The organism is Aerococcus sp. Group 2 (genome assembly GCF_905125285.1).
Taxonomy (GTDB): domain Bacteria; phylum Bacillota; class Bacilli; order Lactobacillales; family Aerococcaceae; genus Aerococcus; species Aerococcus urinae_E.
In genome coordinates, this window is sequence record NZ_CAJHPA010000002.1 from 110,276 (window position 1) to 128,782 (window position 18,507).

At 43.2% G+C, this 18,507-nt stretch carries 17 protein-coding genes and 1 riboswitch; of the genes, 5 read left to right on the forward strand and 12 right to left on the reverse strand.

Going from position 1 to position 18,507, the window contains the following annotated elements; all coding sequences use genetic code 11:
- Window positions 1-10: 10 nt before the first annotated feature.
- From JFU01_RS02870 to pdhA, 3 genes are read right to left on the reverse strand one after another with little or no spacing between them, the layout of a single operon-like run.
- The gene (locus tag JFU01_RS02870) at window positions 11-1,636 is read right to left on the reverse strand and encodes a dihydrolipoyllysine-residue acetyltransferase (RefSeq protein WP_195855992.1); all 1,626 of its coding nucleotides are present in this window, start codon (window positions 1,634-1,636) and stop codon (window positions 11-13) included.
- A 52-nt stretch (window positions 1,637-1,688) separates the two neighbouring features.
- Entirely contained in the window at window positions 1,689-2,675 is a 987-nt protein-coding gene (locus tag JFU01_RS02875) for an alpha-ketoacid dehydrogenase subunit beta (protein ID WP_070558552.1), read from the reverse strand.
- A 2-nt stretch (window positions 2,676-2,677) separates the two neighbouring features.
- A complete protein-coding gene (gene pdhA, locus JFU01_RS02880; protein WP_064292729.1) occupies window positions 2,678-3,781 on the reverse strand; it encodes a pyruvate dehydrogenase (acetyl-transferring) E1 component subunit alpha in 1,104 nt (367 codons plus the stop codon).
- A 440-nt stretch (window positions 3,782-4,221) separates the two neighbouring features.
- Between pdhA and def the strand changes: the two genes are divergently transcribed.
- Window positions 4,222-4,800 (forward strand): peptide deformylase, encoded by a 579-nt coding sequence (gene def, locus JFU01_RS02885; protein ID WP_070558554.1) that lies wholly within the window; start codon window positions 4,222-4,224, stop codon window positions 4,798-4,800.
- 69 nt (window positions 4,801-4,869) lie between these two features.
- Here def and coaBC read toward each other — a convergent pair whose 3' ends face one another.
- Both coaBC and thrC read right to left on the reverse strand, forming a co-directional pair.
- Window positions 4,870-6,108: a bifunctional phosphopantothenoylcysteine decarboxylase/phosphopantothenate--cysteine ligase CoaBC gene (gene coaBC, locus JFU01_RS02890; protein WP_195855991.1), complete on the reverse strand. Its 1,239-nt coding sequence runs from the start codon at window positions 6,106-6,108 to the stop codon at window positions 4,870-4,872.
- Between the two features lie 9 nt (window positions 6,109-6,117).
- Window positions 6,118-7,593 carry a threonine synthase gene (gene thrC, locus JFU01_RS02895; RefSeq protein WP_195855990.1) on the reverse strand — a complete coding sequence of 492 codons (1,476 nt, stop codon included), beginning with the start codon at window positions 7,591-7,593 and terminating at the stop codon, window positions 6,118-6,120.
- Window positions 7,594-7,881: 288 nt separating this feature from the next.
- Between thrC and JFU01_RS02900 the strand changes: the two genes are divergently transcribed.
- Window positions 7,882-8,511 (forward strand): 50S ribosomal protein L25, encoded by a 630-nt coding sequence (locus JFU01_RS02900; RefSeq protein ID WP_230086936.1) that lies wholly within the window; start codon window positions 7,882-7,884, stop codon window positions 8,509-8,511.
- 61 nt (window positions 8,512-8,572) lie between these two features.
- Here JFU01_RS02900 and JFU01_RS02905 read toward each other — a convergent pair whose 3' ends face one another.
- From JFU01_RS02905 to pyrR, 7 genes are all read right to left on the reverse strand, one after another.
- Window positions 8,573-9,562, reverse strand: coding sequence for a YeiH family protein (locus JFU01_RS02905; RefSeq protein ID WP_111821359.1), 990 nt, complete (start codon window positions 9,560-9,562; stop codon window positions 8,573-8,575).
- Window positions 9,563-9,700: 138 nt separating this feature from the next.
- Window positions 9,701-11,575, reverse strand: coding sequence for an aryl-sulfate sulfotransferase (locus tag JFU01_RS02910; protein WP_195855988.1), 1,875 nt, complete (start codon window positions 11,573-11,575; stop codon window positions 9,701-9,703).
- 16 nt (window positions 11,576-11,591) lie between these two features.
- Window positions 11,592-11,903: a thioredoxin family protein gene (locus JFU01_RS02915; protein ID WP_195855987.1), complete on the reverse strand. Its 312-nt coding sequence runs from the start codon at window positions 11,901-11,903 to the stop codon at window positions 11,592-11,594.
- Window positions 11,904-12,017: 114 nt separating this feature from the next.
- Window positions 12,018-12,671, reverse strand: coding sequence for a Crp/Fnr family transcriptional regulator (locus tag JFU01_RS02920; protein ID WP_195855986.1), 654 nt, complete (start codon window positions 12,669-12,671; stop codon window positions 12,018-12,020).
- An 87-nt stretch (window positions 12,672-12,758) separates the two neighbouring features.
- Window positions 12,759-14,015 carry a cation:proton antiporter gene (locus tag JFU01_RS02925; RefSeq protein WP_195855985.1) on the reverse strand — a complete coding sequence of 419 codons (1,257 nt, stop codon included), beginning with the start codon at window positions 14,013-14,015 and terminating at the stop codon, window positions 12,759-12,761.
- Window positions 14,016-14,343: 328 nt separating this feature from the next.
- The gene (gene thiT / locus JFU01_RS02930; RefSeq protein ID WP_195855984.1) at window positions 14,344-14,910 is read right to left on the reverse strand and encodes an energy-coupled thiamine transporter ThiT; all 567 of its coding nucleotides are present in this window, start codon (window positions 14,908-14,910) and stop codon (window positions 14,344-14,346) included.
- 54 nt (window positions 14,911-14,964) lie between these two features.
- Window positions 14,965-15,064: riboswitch (TPP riboswitch) on the reverse strand.
- Window positions 15,063-15,596: a bifunctional pyr operon transcriptional regulator/uracil phosphoribosyltransferase PyrR gene (gene pyrR, locus JFU01_RS02935; protein ID WP_224783429.1), complete on the reverse strand. Its 534-nt coding sequence runs from the start codon at window positions 15,594-15,596 to the stop codon at window positions 15,063-15,065. (Overlaps the previous riboswitch by 2 nt.)
- A gap of 155 nt (window positions 15,597-15,751) precedes the next feature.
- On the opposite strand from pyrR, the gene JFU01_RS02940 reads away from it, so the two are divergent.
- From JFU01_RS02940 to JFU01_RS02950, 3 genes are all read left to right on the forward strand, one after another.
- Window positions 15,752-16,579, forward strand: a complete 828-nt coding sequence (locus JFU01_RS02940; protein WP_195855983.1) for an alpha/beta hydrolase — start codon at window positions 15,752-15,754, stop codon at window positions 16,577-16,579.
- Window positions 16,580-16,684: 105 nt separating this feature from the next.
- Window positions 16,685-17,008 (forward strand): iron-sulfur cluster biosynthesis family protein, encoded by a 324-nt coding sequence (locus tag JFU01_RS02945; RefSeq protein ID WP_195855982.1) that lies wholly within the window; start codon window positions 16,685-16,687, stop codon window positions 17,006-17,008.
- Window positions 17,009-17,137: 129 nt separating this feature from the next.
- Window positions 17,138-18,451: a hydroxymethylglutaryl-CoA reductase, degradative gene (locus JFU01_RS02950; RefSeq protein ID WP_440201597.1), complete on the forward strand. Its 1,314-nt coding sequence runs from the start codon at window positions 17,138-17,140 to the stop codon at window positions 18,449-18,451.
- Window positions 18,452-18,507 lie beyond the last annotated feature (56 nt).

Genomic DNA, 18,507 nt, shown 5'->3' on the forward strand with positions numbered 1-18,507 from the left:
AACTACCTCCTTAAGATTCCATTAATAACAATTCAGGATCGCTAAGCAGACGACCTACTTCGTTCAAGGCTTTTTGCCCTGTTGCGCCGTCGACGATACGGTGGTCGAATGTTAATGAAAGTTTCAATACGCGACCAACTGCTAATTCACCATTGTCGTCAACTACAGGTTGTTGCACAATTGCACCGAAGCCTAAAATGGCAACTTCTGGGTAGTTAAGAATTGGGGTGAAGTATTCCCCGCCAACTGAACCAATGTTAGAAATTGAAACAGTACCGTCTGACATGTCAGCAGCTTTCAATTTACCTTCATGGGCCTTGGCAGCTTTATCATTAATTTCATCAGCAATATCAAACATGGATTTACGGTCAGCATTATGAACTACAGGAACGTATAATCCTTGATCAGTGTCAGTAGCAATACCAATGTTGTAATATTTCTTCAATAAGAATTCTTGGGCATCATCATCAACTGAGGCATTAAGCATTGGGTATTTCTTAACCGCAGCGATTAAAGCTTTCACTGCATACGGTAAGAAGGTTAGCTTGGTATCACGTTCAGCAGCAATACCCTTGAATTTCTTACGGTGATCCCATAGCTTGGATACTTCGACATCCTTGAACAAGGTCACTTGAGGAGCAGTATATTTAGAGGTTTCCATGGATTTAGCGATAGCTTTACGCATTGGAGTCATCTTCACGTGTTCTACATCGCCGTCTTCATGGCTTTCCTTCTTAGGTGCAGCTTTCTTAGCAGGTTCTTCACTGGCTTTAGCACTTGTTGCTTCAGCAGCTGGAGCACTTGCGCTTGCAGCTTGTCCATCAAAGTTATCAATGTCTTCTTTGAGAACACGGCCATTCTTACCGGTACCTGCAACTTGAGAGATGTCAACACCTTTTTCACGCGCATATTGACGCACGGAAGGCATTGCTAATACGCGTTTGTTTGGATCAGCGGTTTGTGGAACGCCACCGTTGCCATTAGCTGCACCGGTTGCTCCTTCATTGCCTTCGTCAGCTTTTTCAAGTTGAGCTGGAGAAGCTGGAGTTGAAGATGGTGCTGAGCCTTCGCTGTTATGTTCTGGTGAGTCGATTTCAGCAAGAACATCACCCACATTGGCTACTTCACCGGCAGGCACAATGATGTTCTTAATGGTACCAGCAACTGGCGCGTAAACTTCTTCTACGGATTTGTCATTTTGAATTTCAACAACCGCAGTATCTTCAGTGACTTCGTCGCCTTCACTGACTAACCATTCAGCGATCTCACCTTCGGCCATTCCTTCACCAACATCTGGTAGGCGGAATTGGTAATAGCCGGTGCTTGCGTTAGCTGAAGGAGCTGAGGCTTCTTCATTAGCTGGAGCTTCAGAGGCTGTATTATCACTTTCTGGTAAACCTTCCCCTGAGAAGTCAATCAAAGGTTCCCCAACGATAGCTACGTCACCTTCTTCAACGTATAATTTTTCAATTTTACCGCTTACAGGTGAAGCGATTTCTTCAACAGATTTATCATTTTGGATTTCAACAAGAACATCTTCTTCTTGGACGGAGTCTCCGACAGCAACGTGCCAGCTAACAACTTCGCCTTCGCTCATGCCTTCACCGACGTCTGGCATATTAAAAGTATATGTCATCTTTTTTCATCATCCCTTCTTAGCTTAAGTGATTCAATAGGATTACTTATTTCTAGAAATTAACTGTGTTCTTAACTGCTTCTTTGATGTCATCAGCATTTGGCAACCAGTCATTTTCTGCTAAACCAAATGGGTAAACTGTATCAGGAGCTGATACGAATTCAATTGGTGATTCTAGAGAAAGAATGAAACGTTGAGAAATTTCAGCGATCACATTGTTACCTGCACCAGCTTCACGTTGAGCTTCTTGTACCATGACAACACGGCCGGTTTTTTCAACAGATTTACCAATGGTTTCATAGTCAACTGGTGAAATCGTCCGTAAGTCAATGACTTCAACAGAAATATTTTCTTTTTCTAATTCTTCCGCAGCCTTAAGCGCTTCACGTACCATGTAACCATAAGCGATCACAGTAACGTCAGAGCCTTCACGAGCCACATTGGCTACACCTAGAGGAATGGTATATTCTTCTTCAGGAACTTCTTCACGGAATGAACGGTATAACTTCATGTGTTCAAGGAATAAGACTGGGTCATTGTCACGAATTGCTGAAGCAAGTAAACCTTTAGCTTCATAAGGACTTGATGGCACAACCACTTTCATCCCTGGGGTTTGGACAAAGAGACCTTCTACTGAGTCCGCGTGCATTTCAGGTGTGTGAACCCCACCACCAAATGGTGAACGAACGGTAATTGGGAAGTTACGGGTTGCTCCATAACGGAAGCGGTAACGTGACATTTGTCCAGCTAAGGAGTCCATCACTTCAAATACGAAAGCGAAGAATTGGATTTCCATGATAGGACGGAAACCTTGGAGACAAAGTCCGATTGCCATACCACCAATACCAGATTCAGATAGAGGCGTATCACTTACACGGTCTTCACCATATTTATCATATAAACCTTTAGAAGCACGGAACACACCACCGTTTTTACCTACGTCTTCACCGAAAAGTAAAATTTTATCGTCACGAGCCATTTCTTGGTCTAACGTTGCAGTGATGGCTTCTACCATTGTTTTTCCAGTTCTCTTGGCCATCCTTATTCACTCTCCTTCGCTTCATATTTTTCAATTTGTTCTTTAATATTTTGTCCTGGTTCTTCAAACATATTCTTCAAGAAGTCAGAAACTTTTTGCTTAGGTGCAGCTTCAGCTTTCTTGATGGCTGCTTGAACTTCTTCTTTAACGCTTTCGACATAGTCGCTTTCAGTTTGTTCGTCCCAGAGACCTTTTTCTTCTAGGTATGCACGGAAACGAATAAGTGGTTCACGACTGGTCCAGCTTTGGATATCTTCATCGGTACGATAAATCTTAGGATCGTCACCGGAAGTGGAGTGAGCACCGAGGCGGTTGGTAATGGTTTCAATTAAGACTGGTCCGTTACCTGCTGCAGCCCATTCACGTGCTTGTTTAGCTACCGCATAAACTGCTAAGGCATCGTTACCATCCACTTGAACACCTGGCATACCAGCTGCAACGGCTTTTTGTGCTAAGGATTTAGCCGCTGATTGTTTTTGACGTGGGGTGGAAATCGCAAAACCATTGTTTTGAATGAAGAAAACAATTGGTGCTTTATAGCGACCAGCATAGTTCCAAGCTTCATATGAGTCCCCTTGACTTGAACCACCGTCACCAGTGTAGGTGTAAGTGACATTCTTAGAACCATTTAATTTTTGACCAACAGCATTACCCATACCTTGGATAAGTTGGGCCCCAATAATAATTTGTGGAGGCATTGCATGGAAGTCTTCTGGATAATCATTTCCTTCAACGTGTCCACGAGACCAATGGAAAGCCTTATCTACTGGTAATCCCTTAGCCACTAATTGTGGAATATCACGGTAACCTGGGAATAGCCAGTCATCTTGTTCAAAGGCATAAGAGCTAGCCATTTGTGAAGCTTCTTGTCCATAAGTTGGCGCATAGAAGCCTAAACGTCCTTGGCGAGCAAGTGCCATTGAGCGTTCGTGTAAGGTTCTTGAAAAGACCATCCGTTTCATTATTTCTACAAGTTGGTCGTCAGTTAAATCTGGCATAATGTCAGGGTTAACGACTTTCCCTTCCTCGTCTAGTATACGAACCATTTGGAACTGTTCGTCAATACCAGCAAGTTGTGCTTGATAATCTACTGGTTGTTTTGCCATCTGTACACATTCCTTTCTGTAAAGAAAATATTTTGCCATGCCTTGGCATTGGCTTATTCACCCTTCACTTCACTAATTTATCATGGAAAGGAAGCGAATTCAAACAATTGAGGTCAAATCCTAACTTTCTATATTAGAACAGTTGCTTTATTTGTGTAAACGTTAACATGTGCGTAGTGAGTGATTTCCTAAAAGTCTGGCTAAAGTACTTATATAAAGCCATTTTCCAAAATAATACAGGTGTTTACAACTGTTATAATACTGTTACAGTTTAGCAAGGAAAGCGCTTACCTTGTGAAATTTTTATTAATTAAGCGATACATTTATTGTTCTGATTCGATGATTTATGGCCTTAAAAAACGGCGAGATCCTTTTGACTTATTTGCTGTAATTTGAGAAAATGAATTAAAATATAAGATAGTTAATGGAGGATAAGCTGTATGTACTTAATGGATGACATAACCCGTGATGGTAATCCAGTTTTACACCGTGAAGCAGACACCATCACTTTTCCCTTAAATGAAGCGCAAAAACAAGCCGCTCATGATATGATGGAATACCTGTATAATAGTCAAGATGAGGAAAAGGGCCCTGAACTTGGTCTCCGCGCTGGTGTAGGCCTCGCTGCCCCTCAAGTAGGTATCGGCGAAAAGATGATCGCCCTTTTGGTTCCTAATATCGAAGATCCTGATTCCGATGAAGAGATTATTTTAGAAGGGGTTATGGTCAATCCAAAGATCATTAGTCATTCCGTAGAAAAAGTTTGCCTCAGAGAGGGCGAAGGCTGCCTCTCAGTCGATGACGATGTGTCCGGTTATGTGCCCCGCTACGCTCGCATCACTATTACTTACGATGACCTGGAAGGCAATCACTTTAAGAAACGTTTCAAAGGCTATCCTGCCATCGTCTTGCAACATGAAATCGACCACCTTGACGGTCACCTCTACTACGAGCGAATTAATAAAACCGATCCATATTCCTTGGGCGAACACACCTATCTTTTAGGTGATGAGTTTTAATCCTTGACCAAGAAAAAAAGGACCTAGCTGATCCAGCCATTAAATTGGCTTGGAGCTAAGTCCTTTTTCTTATGCATTCAATTCTTGGGCAATTTGGGCAAAGATTCCTCCAGCAATCATCATTTTATCGGCTTGAGGCAAGGATCTTGCCCCCTTTTGACTAATGATGGTAACGGCATTATCTTCGCTAGAGAAACCGATGGCTTGTTGACTCACGTCATTAGCCACAATCATATCGATGCCCTTGGCGGCTAATTTCTTCTTCGCATAATTAAGCACATGGTTGGTTTCCGCTGCAAAGCCAACCAAGAAGGTGCCATCCTGGGAAAGACTCTTGAGAATATCAGGATTTTCTACCAGGCTAATTTGTAAGTGGTCCTGGTCAGTTTCCTTATTTTTCTTGATCTTCTCGGTGCTAGGCGTCTCGACCCGGTAGTCAGAAACAGCCGCTGCCATGATAATGATATCACTGGCCTCGTTCAATTCATGCATGACTTGGTAGAGTTGGCGGGCGTCTTTCACTTGACGGGTCTTAATAGCAGGTAAATGGGGCAAGCCTTGGGCCGTTGGCGTCATCACTAAGGTCACTTCAGCCCCTAAGAGGGCCGCCACATGGGCCAAAGCTAGGCCCATTTTTCCTGAGGAATGGTTACCGATAAAGCGGACGGGGTCGATGGGTTCCTGGGTGCCTCCAGCGGATACCGCGATCTTCTTTTCTTTAAAGGAGCTATTTTTAAGCACATTCTTTGCTTGATCGGCAAAGGCCTTCTCCAAAGCGACCAAAGCCTTCACTGCTTGCAAAACCTCAATGGGTTCAGGCATCCGCCCTTTGCCATCATAACCTTCCGCCAAAAAGCCAGAGGCCGGTTCGATAACAATATCTCCCCTCTCTCTCAGGCTGGCGACATTATTAACCGTCGCAGGATTTTCCCACATCTTATTATTCATAGCTGGAACAAAAATCCGTGGGCAATCCATGGCTAATAAGGTAGCAGTTGCCTCATTATCCCCTAAACCCAAGCTCGCCTTGGCTAGGGTGTTAGCGGTAGCTGGGAGGACAACCACCAGGTCAGCCCAGTCAGCTAAATGAATGTGACCGATACTGTCCGGATAAGCCCCCTGTTCAGTTAAGACGGGATACTTGGTTAAGACCTCGAAGGTAAAAGGGCGGACAAATTGTTCAGCTGCCTCAGTCATCACTACCCTAACTTCAGCGCCGGACTTGATCAATAGACGCACAAAGTCTGGCGCCTTGTAAGCAGCAATTCCACCAGTCACGATCACAACGATTTGTTTATTTTCTAACACCTTAATCTCCTATCCTTTGGCAATCTCTCTTACCACTGTTTCCATTTCCTCCACTTCAATCACCCGTTCAGGCCGGCTGTCAGCTTCAAGGATGGCTTGGATTGCTTGGGGATAGTCCAAGCCATTGGACGCTTGCACTGCCTCTAAGAGTTCTAAGTCACTTAAATGACTGTCGCCCTTATCGATCGATTCTAAAACGGCAGCGGGGAATTTAAAAGGACTAGCTGTCGACACCACAATACTTTCACCCGCTAACTGGTCCTTCACCTTTCTTAGGCAGGCGGAAGCCACGGCCGTATGGGGGTCCATGAGGTAATGATCCTCTTGGTAAACGCGCTTAATTTCTGCTCTGGTTTCAGCTTCATCACTATAGGCTCCAATAAAGCTATCAAAGGCCGCTTGCACTTCTTGACCTAATTGGTAGTGACCTTCATCCTGTAATGCAGCCATCAAGTCTTTGACCGCTTGACTATCCTGGCCCACGGCGTAATACAAGAGCCGTTCCAGATTACTGGAGACCAAAATATCCATCGATGGAGAGATAGTCAACTTAAAGGGGCGACGGCGGTCATAAGTTCCGCTAGTGAAGAAGTCATAAAGGACGGTATTATCGTTAGAGGCACAGACTAGGCGGTCAATCGGTAGGCCCATTTGCTTAGCATAGTAGCCAGCCAATATATTGCCAAAATTCCCGGTTGGCACCGTAAAGTTGACCAAGTCCCCTGCTTGAATAGCGCCCTCTTTCACTAATTGCCCATAGGCATAGAAATAGTAAACCACTTGAGGGAACAAGCGACCGATATTCATGGAATTAGCAGAAGAAAATTGACTATGGTTGGCTTGAAGTTCCGCTGCTAAGTCCTTATCATTAAAAAGCTCCTTGACTTTACTTTGAGCGTCATCAAAGTTTCCTTTGACCCCAAAGACATAGGTGTTGTCTCCTTTTTGAGTTAGCATTTGTTTTTCCTGAATGCTGGAAACCCCGCCCTTAGGATAGAAGACAATGATCTTAGTCCCAGTCACGTCTTCAAAACCAGCCATAGCTGCCTTACCGGTGTCTCCTGAAGTCGCGGTTAAAATGATAATTTCTTCATCGCGACCCAAGACTTTTTGGGCAGCCTTCATTAAATGAGGTAGTAGGGATAAGGCCATATCCTTAAAGGCAATTGTTGGCCCATGGAAAAGCTCCAAAAGATAGTGGTCTGATAAGCCTACGACCGGTGCAATGCGGTCATCATCAAATTTTTCATCATAGGCGGCTTGGATACAGGATTGTAAAATGTCCTTAGGGAAATCATCAAAATAGAGGCTTAAAATTTGAAAGGCTAGTTCCTGGTAGGACAACTTGCTCATCGTCTCCCAATCTCCTTCGTAATGAGGAATCGATTCAGGAACATAAAGCCCCCCATCAGGCGCTAGGCCTTGCAAAATCGCCTCTGTTGACCGAACAGAAAGCTGATTATTTCTCGTACTGGTGTATAACATGGATAACCTCCTAGGTAAGCAGATATTATTGCCGTTATTTTACCATACTTAAGCCTCGAGTTGGTCCACTAGGAATTAAAAACTAGAAGTCCTTATCATTCTCTAGACAGCCGAAAAAGCGAATAACAGGAAATATTTTTCAAAAAGACTACAACTCTTGGCCTTTTTATGGTTAAATAGAAATTGAAAAACTATGGATTCTTGATCTATTATGGTCCTTTGTGCTATAATTGAGTAGTTTTTAGGAATTCAAAGAATTCATAAAAGTAATAATCAGGAGGTAGAATGATGAAATTTGTAGCAAAAACGCGTGATGCTGCAGGAACATCCGCTTCAAAGGCTTTACGCCGTGAAGACTTAGTTCCAGGTGTCGTGTATGCTAGTGACCTAGACCCTATCAAAATTTCAATGGAACGCCCAGACGTGGAAAAAATTGAACGTGATTTAGGGACTAACTCAGTTTTCGAATTAGAAATTGAAGGACAAGGAAGCCGTACTGTTTTCCTACGTGAAATTTCTCGCGCAGCGATTAAACCAATCGTTTATAACATTAGCTTACAAGCAATCAAGAAAGGTGAAAAACTTGAGGTTGACGTTCCTGTATCTATCGTTGGCGAAGACAAGCTAGCTAACCCTGCTGGTGTGGCAGCCATCAACGTCTACGAAGTTACCTTACGTATTGACCCTGCTAAAGCACCAGAATACTTCACTGTGGATGTTAGCGGCTTAGACATTAATGACAGCGTTACTGCCGGAGAAGTTAAATTCGAAGGTATGGAAGACGCTGAATTAATTACCGACCCAGAAGAAGTTATCGTATCAGTCAGCGCTCCAGATGACGAACCTGAAGAAGATGCAGAACCAGCTGTAGCCGCTGAACCTGAAGTTATCGGCGAAAAAGATTCTGACGAAGAATAATCACTTCATACAAAAAACGCAAGCCCAAGTGGACTTGCGTTTTTTCTTTTGCTTCAATTGATTAGAAGAACATTTTAGCCGCAACAAAGACCAGGGCAAAGAGAGCTACTGAGCCAGCGAAGCAAACCGCAAAGACTTTTTGACCCTTTTCAAAGACCACTTTAAAGTTCACATTTACCCCTAAAGCAGCCATTGCCATCCCTAAGAGAATATAGGCCAAGTCGACTAAGTGGCCCACAATAGCATCTGATAGTCCGGCATAGGTCCCAATCGCTGAAGAAATGATGAAACCTAACATAAACCATGGCCATTGAATCTTGGCATGGCTATTGCCATCACTCCGGCGACTAGCAATATAAGAGAAAATCAAGGATACGGGGGCTAACATTAATACCCGTGATAACTTAACAATCACAGCAATATTTTCTGAAGCCGCTCCCCCTGCAGCACCAGCAGCAACAGCATGGGCAATCTCATGTAAGGAACCACCAGCTAGGACCCCGAACTGAACATCGGTTAAGCCCATGACTGGACGTAAGAGCACCATAATCAAAGTAAAAATGGTCCCCAGAATAGCGACCACGGCAACAGAAATCACCTCATCATCCTCATCCGTTTCAATAATGGGTGATAGACCGAGAACAGCTGCAGCCCCACAGATCCCACAACCAGAAGCGGATAAGAGGGATAATTTGCGTTCAATTCCAGCAGCCTTAGCCAGACTATAAATTAACCCAATCGTGAAAGCGATGACTACAATAGCCAGGGTAATGGTCTTGACCCCGTGTTGAGCCAGCACTTCCAGGTTGAGCCGGAAACCCATCAGGATAATCCCCAAACGTAAGAACTTGTTAGAGATGAAGCCTGATCCCCCCTTGGCGATCCCCTTTAATTGACCGGATGCTTGTAAAACCATCCCAATAATTAAGGCAATCACTAAGTGACCAATTAAGGATAAGCCAGGGAAGCCTGATAGCCATTTAGCAAATAATGATACTAATAATAACAGAATAAATGAGAGCCAAAAGCTCTTCTTTTTTAAAATGTCCATATCTTCCTCCTTAAAATAATAAAAGTACCTCAGAAGTCGCTTCTTATAACGGAAAAGGCTTCCGAGGTAGCTATTTTATTAGACCATAGTTTGGTTAATTTGTCCAAATTTTTTTAAAGAAATTTAAAATGTCCTTCTTTAGCCCTTAATGGTTAGGCCAGTATCATATTTCTTGTCATCTACAATTACTTTAACTTTGTATTCACCACTCATCCCTTCCTTAGTTACACCGGTTCGGGTATCACGATCATCAGCAGAAAGGAATGTTCCCGCACACATAGCTCCACGCTTACCTTTAGCGGTAGAAATGAAGTATCTGCGTGTTTCTTCTTCACCTTCTAAGAGTAGCATGACTAATTGTCCCTTAGCGAATTTAGCATGGAAGGTGAACATATCTGTTTCATCTACTAGACGAGCTTCATGAATATCTGGTAGTAGTTCACCAGTATCTTCAGCTGGAATATCATAATCCATTTGCAAGGTTTCACCAATATCTCCAACTAATTTACCACGACCTAAGGTGAGGTTGTTACCATAAGTGTTATAAGCTGGATACTTATTAGCACGATAGTAGTTAGATTTAACCTTTAACTCGAGCATCTTATCTTCGCCGATGGTTTCAACAGTAATTGAACGTAAATCTGCATTTGGATCATCCAATTGAGCAAATGGTCCCAATTCTTCTGAAGGCTCACCCTCAGCTGTATAAGTGATACCTCCAGAGTGTGTTAAATAGTGGCCTTCATTGTAGTACTTCACATTACAGATATAAGGTGAGAAGAATTCATGGCCACGTTCCTTACCGTATTGCCATACTTGTTCAATTTCCATCTTATCTGTATCGATGCGGTACTTAACTCCACGAGAGTAGTTATCCTTGGCTGCTAGATACTTGTCAGGATTTTGACTTCCCCAATGGTGGTTGTCAAAACACATAACATCTCCTAGGGGGGTGATTAAGTTTGAGTGTTGCTCATATTGCCAACCGAAGTCTCCGTCTCCTACTGGGGTGAACATGTATTTCTGATATTCTTCTGCCCACATTTCAGGATCTGAAATAATCCAGTTCAATTCACCTGAATCGAAGTCAATATTAACCATAGAATTAATGTGACGACCTGAGAAGGTCAATGAATTGGTTTGCTCATCATACCAAACCGCATTACAGTGGAACCAGTCTTCGTCTGACCATGAACCTGATTTTTGTGAACCTGGTTTGATGAAGTCACGGAAGTTCCATACTTTCTTAACTGCTCCAGTGTCCTTATCAATCAGAACAGCTTGGTCTTCAACCGTCGCATTGTCCCAGTCACAGTTCAAGGCTACAATATCACCATTTGGTAAGACACATTGGTCATGGTGGTAACCTCTTGGTACTCGGTATTCCTTATAGATCTTACCAACCAAGCTCATTTCATACATACCGCTAACGAAGTAAGGCATCTTAATGAGGCGGTCAGAACCAACTAAGATATTTCCGTTATCTAGGTGCTTGATATCCCATAGAATAGGAACAGTAAATTCTAGACGAATATCTCCTTGGTTGTCTACCCCAATAACGTAGTCAGAAGTTGCACAAGATAGAATCATTAAGTTATCTTGCATATATTCTGCAGTAGTTTCCATAGAGTGAACTAAGTCCGCATTAGGGGTCTTAGGCGTCTTAATAGTATGTGTAACAACTTGATCAGGTTTTTGCCATGGATGGATTTCAATTTTATTCTCAAAATCAGAATAGAGCCCCACGATTGGAAGTACGTGACGTTTTGCTTTAGGGAAGGCTTGGTAGAAGTCTGCTTCTGGGGTCTTACCCTTTACGCGAACAACCATTCCAATTTCTTCTTCTGTTTCAAACAAGATAACAGCGGAAAGAGCATTAACCACATAAGGGTTATACTTGATTAAAGGATTTTCCATGGTATAGTTGCCTCGGTCTAGCTCCTTTAACATGGCAGTTTCATTCTTGTACTGTGTTTCAATTAAATGTTCTTTATATTCGTATTTTACTGTCATTGTTATGCTCCTTTTCTCATAATGCCTCTTCAATCATGGACTCAATCACTGGTTTTTGTTGTAAGCCCGCTTTTCGGGTGATTTCATTACCGTCTTTAAAATAAACTAAAGTTGGATAGCCTTCGACGCCATATTCTTCTACGATGTCAGTATTTTCTTCAAAACTCACTTTAAGAATAGTCAGGTCATCCCCATGGCTTTTATTAATATCCTCTAGGATAAAACTTAACATTTTACAAGGGCCACAGGTCTTCGAATAGAAATCGACCAAAACATTGCCCTCAGCAATTTCAGCTTTAAAATCACCTTGTTGGTATTCTTTTATCATCTCAACACTCCTTTATTCAATGTTTGATAGCTATTTGATGATGCTGTGGTTAAAACTTTTACTAAGCCTTAACCCATCGCATGAGTCATGAATAATTTCTTGACATCAACTCCTTTACAGGTTATCCCAAATTTTCTCTTGATTAATATGGGTCAGGGCCTTCCTTGTCATTTTAAAGAAGCCCTCTGCTTCCATAAGGTGTAATTCTTGGTTTAGGCTGGACCGGCTGACCTTGATTAACTTGGCAAAAATTTCTTGAGTGAAGGGTAATTCCATGTCGGGTTTTATATCGCTCCGCCCAATTTCTAGAGAATTCTTGGAGGCAATCCAGTAACAAATCCGTTCACGAATAGTAGGATAGTTCAAGCAGGAAATGATCCGCTGGGAGTCTAAGCCCCGCTCAATCAAGTGATGAACATAAAGCTCCATGCCTAAACTGTCTTTAAAAACGATGTCTTTAAATAATTTTACTGGTATCCAGGTAACAGTAGTGGCGCGTAAGACCACTAAATCATAGGCGTAGTTTAAATGATCGTTAAAATAAAGGTATTCCAATAGGATTGAATTGGTAAAGAAGAGTGAGGTATTTAACTCCTTCCCTTCTGCCGAATAATTCACTGTTTTGAGTAAGCCTTTATCGACAATGCCAATTTCAGTAATCCGTGTTCCAATAGTCTCAATCATATCGCCCTTTTTATAGCTTTCCTGGCGGGTGTGATTAATGACTTTCTCATGGTTGAGACAGTAGTCAATAAATGATGTTGACATTTTCCCATCCCCCTATATCTTTCAATATGGTTGGTTTTCTCCTTTTATTTTAATACAAGCTGAGGCATGTCCGCTTCACTTCATCACTTAACTAGGTAGTAAGTCTTCTTGCCTTGCCAACTTTTCTTTCTCCTTACCCGCTTCACCGAGTTTTCGATAAACCATGCCAGCTAGGGGGAGAGAAATAATTTCAATAATTAGGGCAGCGGCTGAAATAGTGATCTGTAAGAGATTGGCTAGCTCAGGATAAACGCCCATCAAATTATAAGCAGCAATCCCAGCAAACATAATTGAGACCCCAGAGTGAGGCATCATAATGACTCCCATATACTTTTCCACGACTTTGGGCGCATGACTGATTTTGGCTCCTAGATAGCAACCCAAGTATTTGCCTAGGGCCCTAATCAAGATATAGGCCACCATAAGCATGCCACCGTCAAATAAGGCCGCTGGATTCAAATGAATCGATAGGTTGACAATGAAAATCATTAAGGCATAAGAGTGAATCGGTCCGAGATCCATTTGCAAGCTCGGAACTTTCTCAGGATCAACCACGTTCATAAAGGCACACGACCCGGCAATTCCGGCTAATAAGGACATCATCTGAGTTTCGGTGAAAACATGCCAGTTCAAATAATTATCTAAGGCATAGATGACCAGCATGGTGAACAAATAGATTAGGAAGCTTTGCTGTTTGGAAGCGCCCTTTCCTACTAATTTCCCTGCGACAACTCCGATCAGTCCCCCCAAGAGAATCGGAGCTAGGATCATAATCAGTAATGAACCCAGGACGGAAGTGGAACTTTCGTTTAGAACTGCTCCAATTACTGAAACTAAGGGGAAGAAGACAATGTTAACCATCACTGAGTTAAAAGCCGTCATCGATGGCACTGAATCAGATAAGGGGCCGGAACAATCATACTGCTCCACCACTGAGACTGGAGGGGCCGGCGCAGTCGCAATAGCGATCCCCCCAAAGAGTAAGGCAGCAATGATGGGTAGACCTAAGAGGTGAAGAATAAGGGCAAAGGATCCCGTCACCACTGCAAAGGTTACCACCAGGTCAGATATTCCCATGGCGAAGACTTTACTGATGGAGTCCTTGATATCACGGTAAACTAACTTATAGCCCACCATCGACCCCACTAGAATTTGCATAAGTACCATCAGTGATTGATAGACCTTGGTTGAAATTAGTTCAGGGCTTAAAAGGTTTAGCCCGTGCTCTCCGAGAAACATGGCCACAATCAACCAACCAATGATGGCTGGGAATTTGATTTTCTTAGCCAGTTCTCCGGCAAAATAAGCAATAAGCATTGCCAGTAAGAAACGAAGAACAAACACATTGAACACTCCTTTCCAATATTTTTCTTAAATCCTCTATTATTTATTGGTTGTTATAGCCTTCTCACTTTGGGTTAAAAATATAGTTCATAACTTCACATACTTAACTAAAAAAAGAGAGAAAGCTTTCAGCTAGGCTTTAACTTTAGTTATCCTTTTCACAAAATATTATAGCAAACGCTTTCTTATTAAAGTGTTTGCGCGCCAACAATTCTATAAAATATTTCTTTTTTATCAAAAATAGGTCCCCGTCAATAAAAAAAGACGCCCCCACTCAAAGGGCGTCTCAAAATAATAATTCCATCTAATCAATCGTTAAAATTGCAGCTTAATCTTCTGGGTTTAAGAGTCTGGGGGCATTATTAAATAACAAGGCCACCACTAAAGCCCCTACTAGCCAAGTAAAGAAACCGGTAGGTACATTGACAATCGTCGTATACCACCAAGCATTCATCCCTTCTGGCGCATAAGAAGACCAAAAGGCATAGCCAGCGAACCAATGAATAAAGTATTGGGCGACCATCCCAATAAAGGTCGCTGAAAAGATACCGATCCAAAGGCCTTTTTTATCCCCTTTTAAGCCTGCACTCTTCACACGATTAGCAAAGACTCCAGTTAAACCTGCTAACATAAAGGCGAAGAAGTATTCAAGAAAGACTTGGAAGGGAGTTAGAATCGTCGCTTGACCGGTGATTAATTGCAAAAGTCCAAACAGAAAGCCGGCAGCAAAACCGCTCTTTATCCCCCGTCTTAAAGAGATCAAGTAAATGGGAATAACTCCTAAGTTTACCCCAATACCTACTCCATTGGTTGTCGGCAAAAGTCCTAATAAATAAGCTAATACCGCTACCATAGCAATTTCCAATAAAATCCTTACTTGTTTACTTTGTCCCATAATAATTAAATCCTTTCTTAGCACAAAAACAGGTAAGAGAAAATGCCTCTTACCTGTTTTTTTCGTGCACTTTCTTCCGCTAGTATTACCTAGTCTCAAGTTCAAAGGGTCTGTAAATTACATCTCAGCCATAAAGGCTCCCCTAGTACCAACTATTTAATTATATATACTGCATCCTTACTGTCGAGTTCCCGCATCTTCACCCGAATTTTCTCTTGCCGGGAAGTGGGAATGTTTTTACCAACAATATCCGCTCGAATCGGTAATTCCCGGTGGCCCCGGTCAATGAGCGTCACTAAAGAGATCTTGCTTGGACGCCCATGATCCATCAAGGCATCCATCGTCGCCCGAATGGTCCGACCGGTCATGAGCACATCATCACAGATAAAGATATGTTTACCATTCACATCAAAGTCCAGCTGGGATAAGTCTTTGATCAGCTTATCCTTTTCCTGGTCGAGGTCATCACGATAAGCGCGGACATCTAATTCCCCATAAAAGACATCAGCCTCTTCTAACTGGTTGATGCGGTCCTTAATCCGGTTAGCAATAATGGCTCCCCGGGTTTTAATCCCCACGATGGCTAAATTAGCGGTACCATGGTTGCGTTCCAAAATCTCATAACTCATTCGCGTTAAGGCGCGCTTCATTTCTGCTTCGTTGAGAAGCTCGACTTCTGTTGCCAAGGCATCTCCCCCTTATCCTTTATTCTACTCATCATTGTAGCGAAATATTGTGAAGTCTGCAATTATTTCTTAACCTTGAGCATTGTCAGGGGGATTGCGCTTGCTTAATCCCCCCGGGTCAAGTATGCTAATAGCACATTAAGCGGAGGTAAATCATGTTCAATGCCGATTATTATTATCTAAAAATGAAAACCCACTACTTAAGCTTGCCCTATTCCGGCAAGAAGCGGCGGGTGCGAGTCCTACTCCCTAAAAATTACCAGCAGGAATCCGCGTCCTACCCAGTCGTTTACATGCATGACGGACAAAATGTTTTTTATAGTAAGGAGTCCTTCCTAGGTTATTCTTGGAAGGTCATCCCCACCCTCAAGCGTAATCCCGATTTAGCCAAGATGATTGTGGTCGGAATCGACAATGACTCTCAGACTCGGGCGGATGATTATAATGCTTGGAGCTTCGAAAACCCTAGCGACCCTAAGGCAAGGCCCTTGGGCGGCTTAGGCAATGATTTTAGTGACTTCATTATGAAGGTGGTTAAACCCTTTATCGACCAGACCTATCGGACAAAAACCGATAAAAAACATACAGCCATGATCGGGTCTTCTTTTGGGGCCAATATCACCGCCTATATGGGAATTAAGTATGCCGATCAAATTGGCCGCTTGGGGATTTTTTCCCTAGCCCAATGGATAGCCCAAGAACCCTTTGACCGCTATCTCAAATTGCAAAGCTTAGACCCCGAGCAAAAAATCTACCTCCAAGTCGGCACCAAAGAAGGCGACGATACTGACCGTCTCTTTCTCCCAGGCAATATGGCCCAAGCCTATATCGATGCTTCCCTCCACTACCAGGCCTTGCTTATAGCAGGAGGTATCCCGGTAGAAAATATTGACTTCAACATCTATGTGGATGAAGAGCATAATGAATTTTACTGGGCCAAACATCTCCCCGACTGCCTCCGCTTTCTCAGTAGCGGCTGGTGAAGGTGTGAAAACGTTTTAAAAATTATTTTTAGGCTTTTCCGGCTAAACTGCTCACAAATTCTGATATAATCATCCTTACAAGAGTTGTTGTGAGGAGGATATGCCATGAAGTTATTTTTCACCCAGAAAGCCATACAACAGTTACAAAACTTAGATCGTTTCCATAATATTTGCCTAACCACTTCCGATGAAACAGGTCATACCAGCCACAGAGCCTATCGTAGTTTAGTCTTACAAACTAATGCACCAAGTTTTGAAAGCTTTGATGAGGTCCTGGAAACGCATATCGGTCAAATCCATGTCACAACACAAGCCCTCAGCATCTTAGGCAATGATAACCGGATCGATTTTGATGAATTTCGGCAAGTTTTTGTTCTCTTAACCGACGATCAAATGGTCGATGATAATCTCTATTGTATCGATCATTAATACCGACTGGCTATTGATTAATCAAGTAATGACCCATAAACTAGAAGTTGGAAGCAATTGCCAACTTCTTTTTTTATGGAAAAGTACAAAGACTTCCCCCTCACTGATAAACAAAGCACTTAGGAGGTTATTATGACTCAAGTGAATTTACAGGGCTTCTACCGCCTCCCCTTAGAGGAACGTCTGGCCCGCTTAAATGAGCTCCACTATATTAGTGATGCAGAAAAAGATTATCTCAAAAATAACCAGGGTTTGCCCTTAGACCTGGCTGATAACATGGTTGAAAATCTCATTGGAACCTACTCCCTCCCCTTGGGACTGGCAATGAACTTTGTCATCAATCAAAAAGACTACTTGATCCCCATGGCGATCGAAGAACCGAGTGTCATTGCAGCAGCCAGTTACGCCGCTAAAATGGCTAAGGCAGGCGGTGGCTTCCATAGCGAGGTCTTGAACCGTCAAATGACTGGGCAAATGGTCTTCTTAGGCTTAGACCAAGCCAGCCAAGCTGAAATCTGGACTAGTTACATTAAAGACCACCAAGAAGACCTCATCCAAGTCGCCAACCAGGCCCATCCTAGCCTCAGCCGACGGGGCGGTGGGGTGCGCCAGTTAGAAACGGCCTACTATCCCAGTGAAAGCGAGCCTTTTTTTGTGGTCTATATGACGGTAGATACCCAAGAAGCCATGGGCGCCAACATGATGAATACCATGCTGGAAGCCTTAGCCAGTCACATTGAAGCACTTAGTCAAAAGGATGAGTCGCTACCCCGTCTAGAAAAATTAATGGCTATTTTAAGCAACTTAGCTACCCAATGTCTGGCTAAGGCGACTTGTCAAATCCCTATTGATGCTCTTGCTAAGCCAGGCCAAGATCCACAAGTAGTGGCTAAGCGGATTAGTCAAGCTAGCCAACTGGCCCAAGTCGATCCTTATCGGGCCACAACCCACAATAAGGGGATTATGAATGGGGTTGATGCCTTAGTGATCGCTAGCGGTAACGACTGGCGGGCGGTGGAGGCAGCCTGTCACGCCTATGCCAGCCAATCCGGACAATACCGGGGCCTAGCCAAATGGGACTACCTTGAAGGCCAAGGCCTATTAGCTGGAGAAATCACCCTCCCTCTTGCCTTAGGAAGTGTCGGTGGATCAATCAAAATTCACCCCGCCGCTAAACTCGTCCACCACTTACTCGACCAGCCCAGTGCTAGCGACTTAATGAAGATTGTCGCTGCCCTCGGCCTAGCTCAAAACCTAGCCGCATTGAGGGCTCTAGTCATTGAAGGTATCCAAGCGGGGCACATGTCACTTCAAGCCCGGTCCTTGGCCATCGCTGTGGGTGCCCAGGGCGATGAAGTAGACCAAGTTAGTCAATCCTTACAAAAGGCAAAGCCTATGGATCGACAAAACGCCAAGGCGATCTTAGATGACCTCCGTCAATAGGCTCGGGATTTAAATAGGAGAAATTTCCGCTAAAAAAGGGACTGCCTGAGGCAGTC

What these genes read in the sequence shown, in the direction of transcription:
- JFU01_RS02870 (WP_195855992.1), bottom strand. Translation starts at nt 1,636, where the DNA reads ATGACATATACTTTTAATATGCCAGACGTCGGTGAAGGCATGAGCGAA.
- JFU01_RS02875 (WP_070558552.1), bottom strand. Translation starts at nt 2,675, where the DNA reads ATGGCCAAGAGAACTGGAAAAACAATGGTAGAAGCCATCACTGCAACG.
- pdhA (WP_064292729.1), bottom strand. Translation starts at nt 3,781, where the DNA reads ATGGCAAAACAACCAGTAGATTATCAAGCACAACTTGCTGGTATTGAC.
- def (WP_070558554.1), top strand. Translation starts at nt 4,222, where the DNA reads ATGTACTTAATGGATGACATAACCCGTGATGGTAATCCAGTTTTACAC.
- thrC (WP_195855990.1), bottom strand. Translation starts at nt 7,593, where the DNA reads ATGTTATACACCAGTACGAGAAATAATCAGCTTTCTGTTCGGTCAACA.
- JFU01_RS02900 (WP_230086936.1), top strand. Translation starts at nt 7,882, where the DNA reads ATGAAATTTGTAGCAAAAACGCGTGATGCTGCAGGAACATCCGCTTCA.
- JFU01_RS02905 (WP_111821359.1), bottom strand. Translation starts at nt 9,562, where the DNA reads ATGGACATTTTAAAAAAGAAGAGCTTTTGGCTCTCATTTATTCTGTTA.
- JFU01_RS02910 (WP_195855988.1), bottom strand. Translation starts at nt 11,575, where the DNA reads ATGACAGTAAAATACGAATATAAAGAACATTTAATTGAAACACAGTAC.
- JFU01_RS02915 (WP_195855987.1), bottom strand. Translation starts at nt 11,903, where the DNA reads ATGATAAAAGAATACCAACAAGGTGATTTTAAAGCTGAAATTGCTGAG.
- JFU01_RS02920 (WP_195855986.1), bottom strand. Translation starts at nt 12,671, where the DNA reads ATGTCAACATCATTTATTGACTACTGTCTCAACCATGAGAAAGTCATT.
- thiT (WP_195855984.1), bottom strand. Translation starts at nt 14,910, where the DNA reads ATGGGACAAAGTAAACAAGTAAGGATTTTATTGGAAATTGCTATGGTA.
- JFU01_RS02940 (WP_195855983.1), top strand. Translation starts at nt 15,752, where the DNA reads ATGTTCAATGCCGATTATTATTATCTAAAAATGAAAACCCACTACTTA.
- JFU01_RS02945 (WP_195855982.1), top strand. Translation starts at nt 16,685, where the DNA reads ATGAAGTTATTTTTCACCCAGAAAGCCATACAACAGTTACAAAACTTA.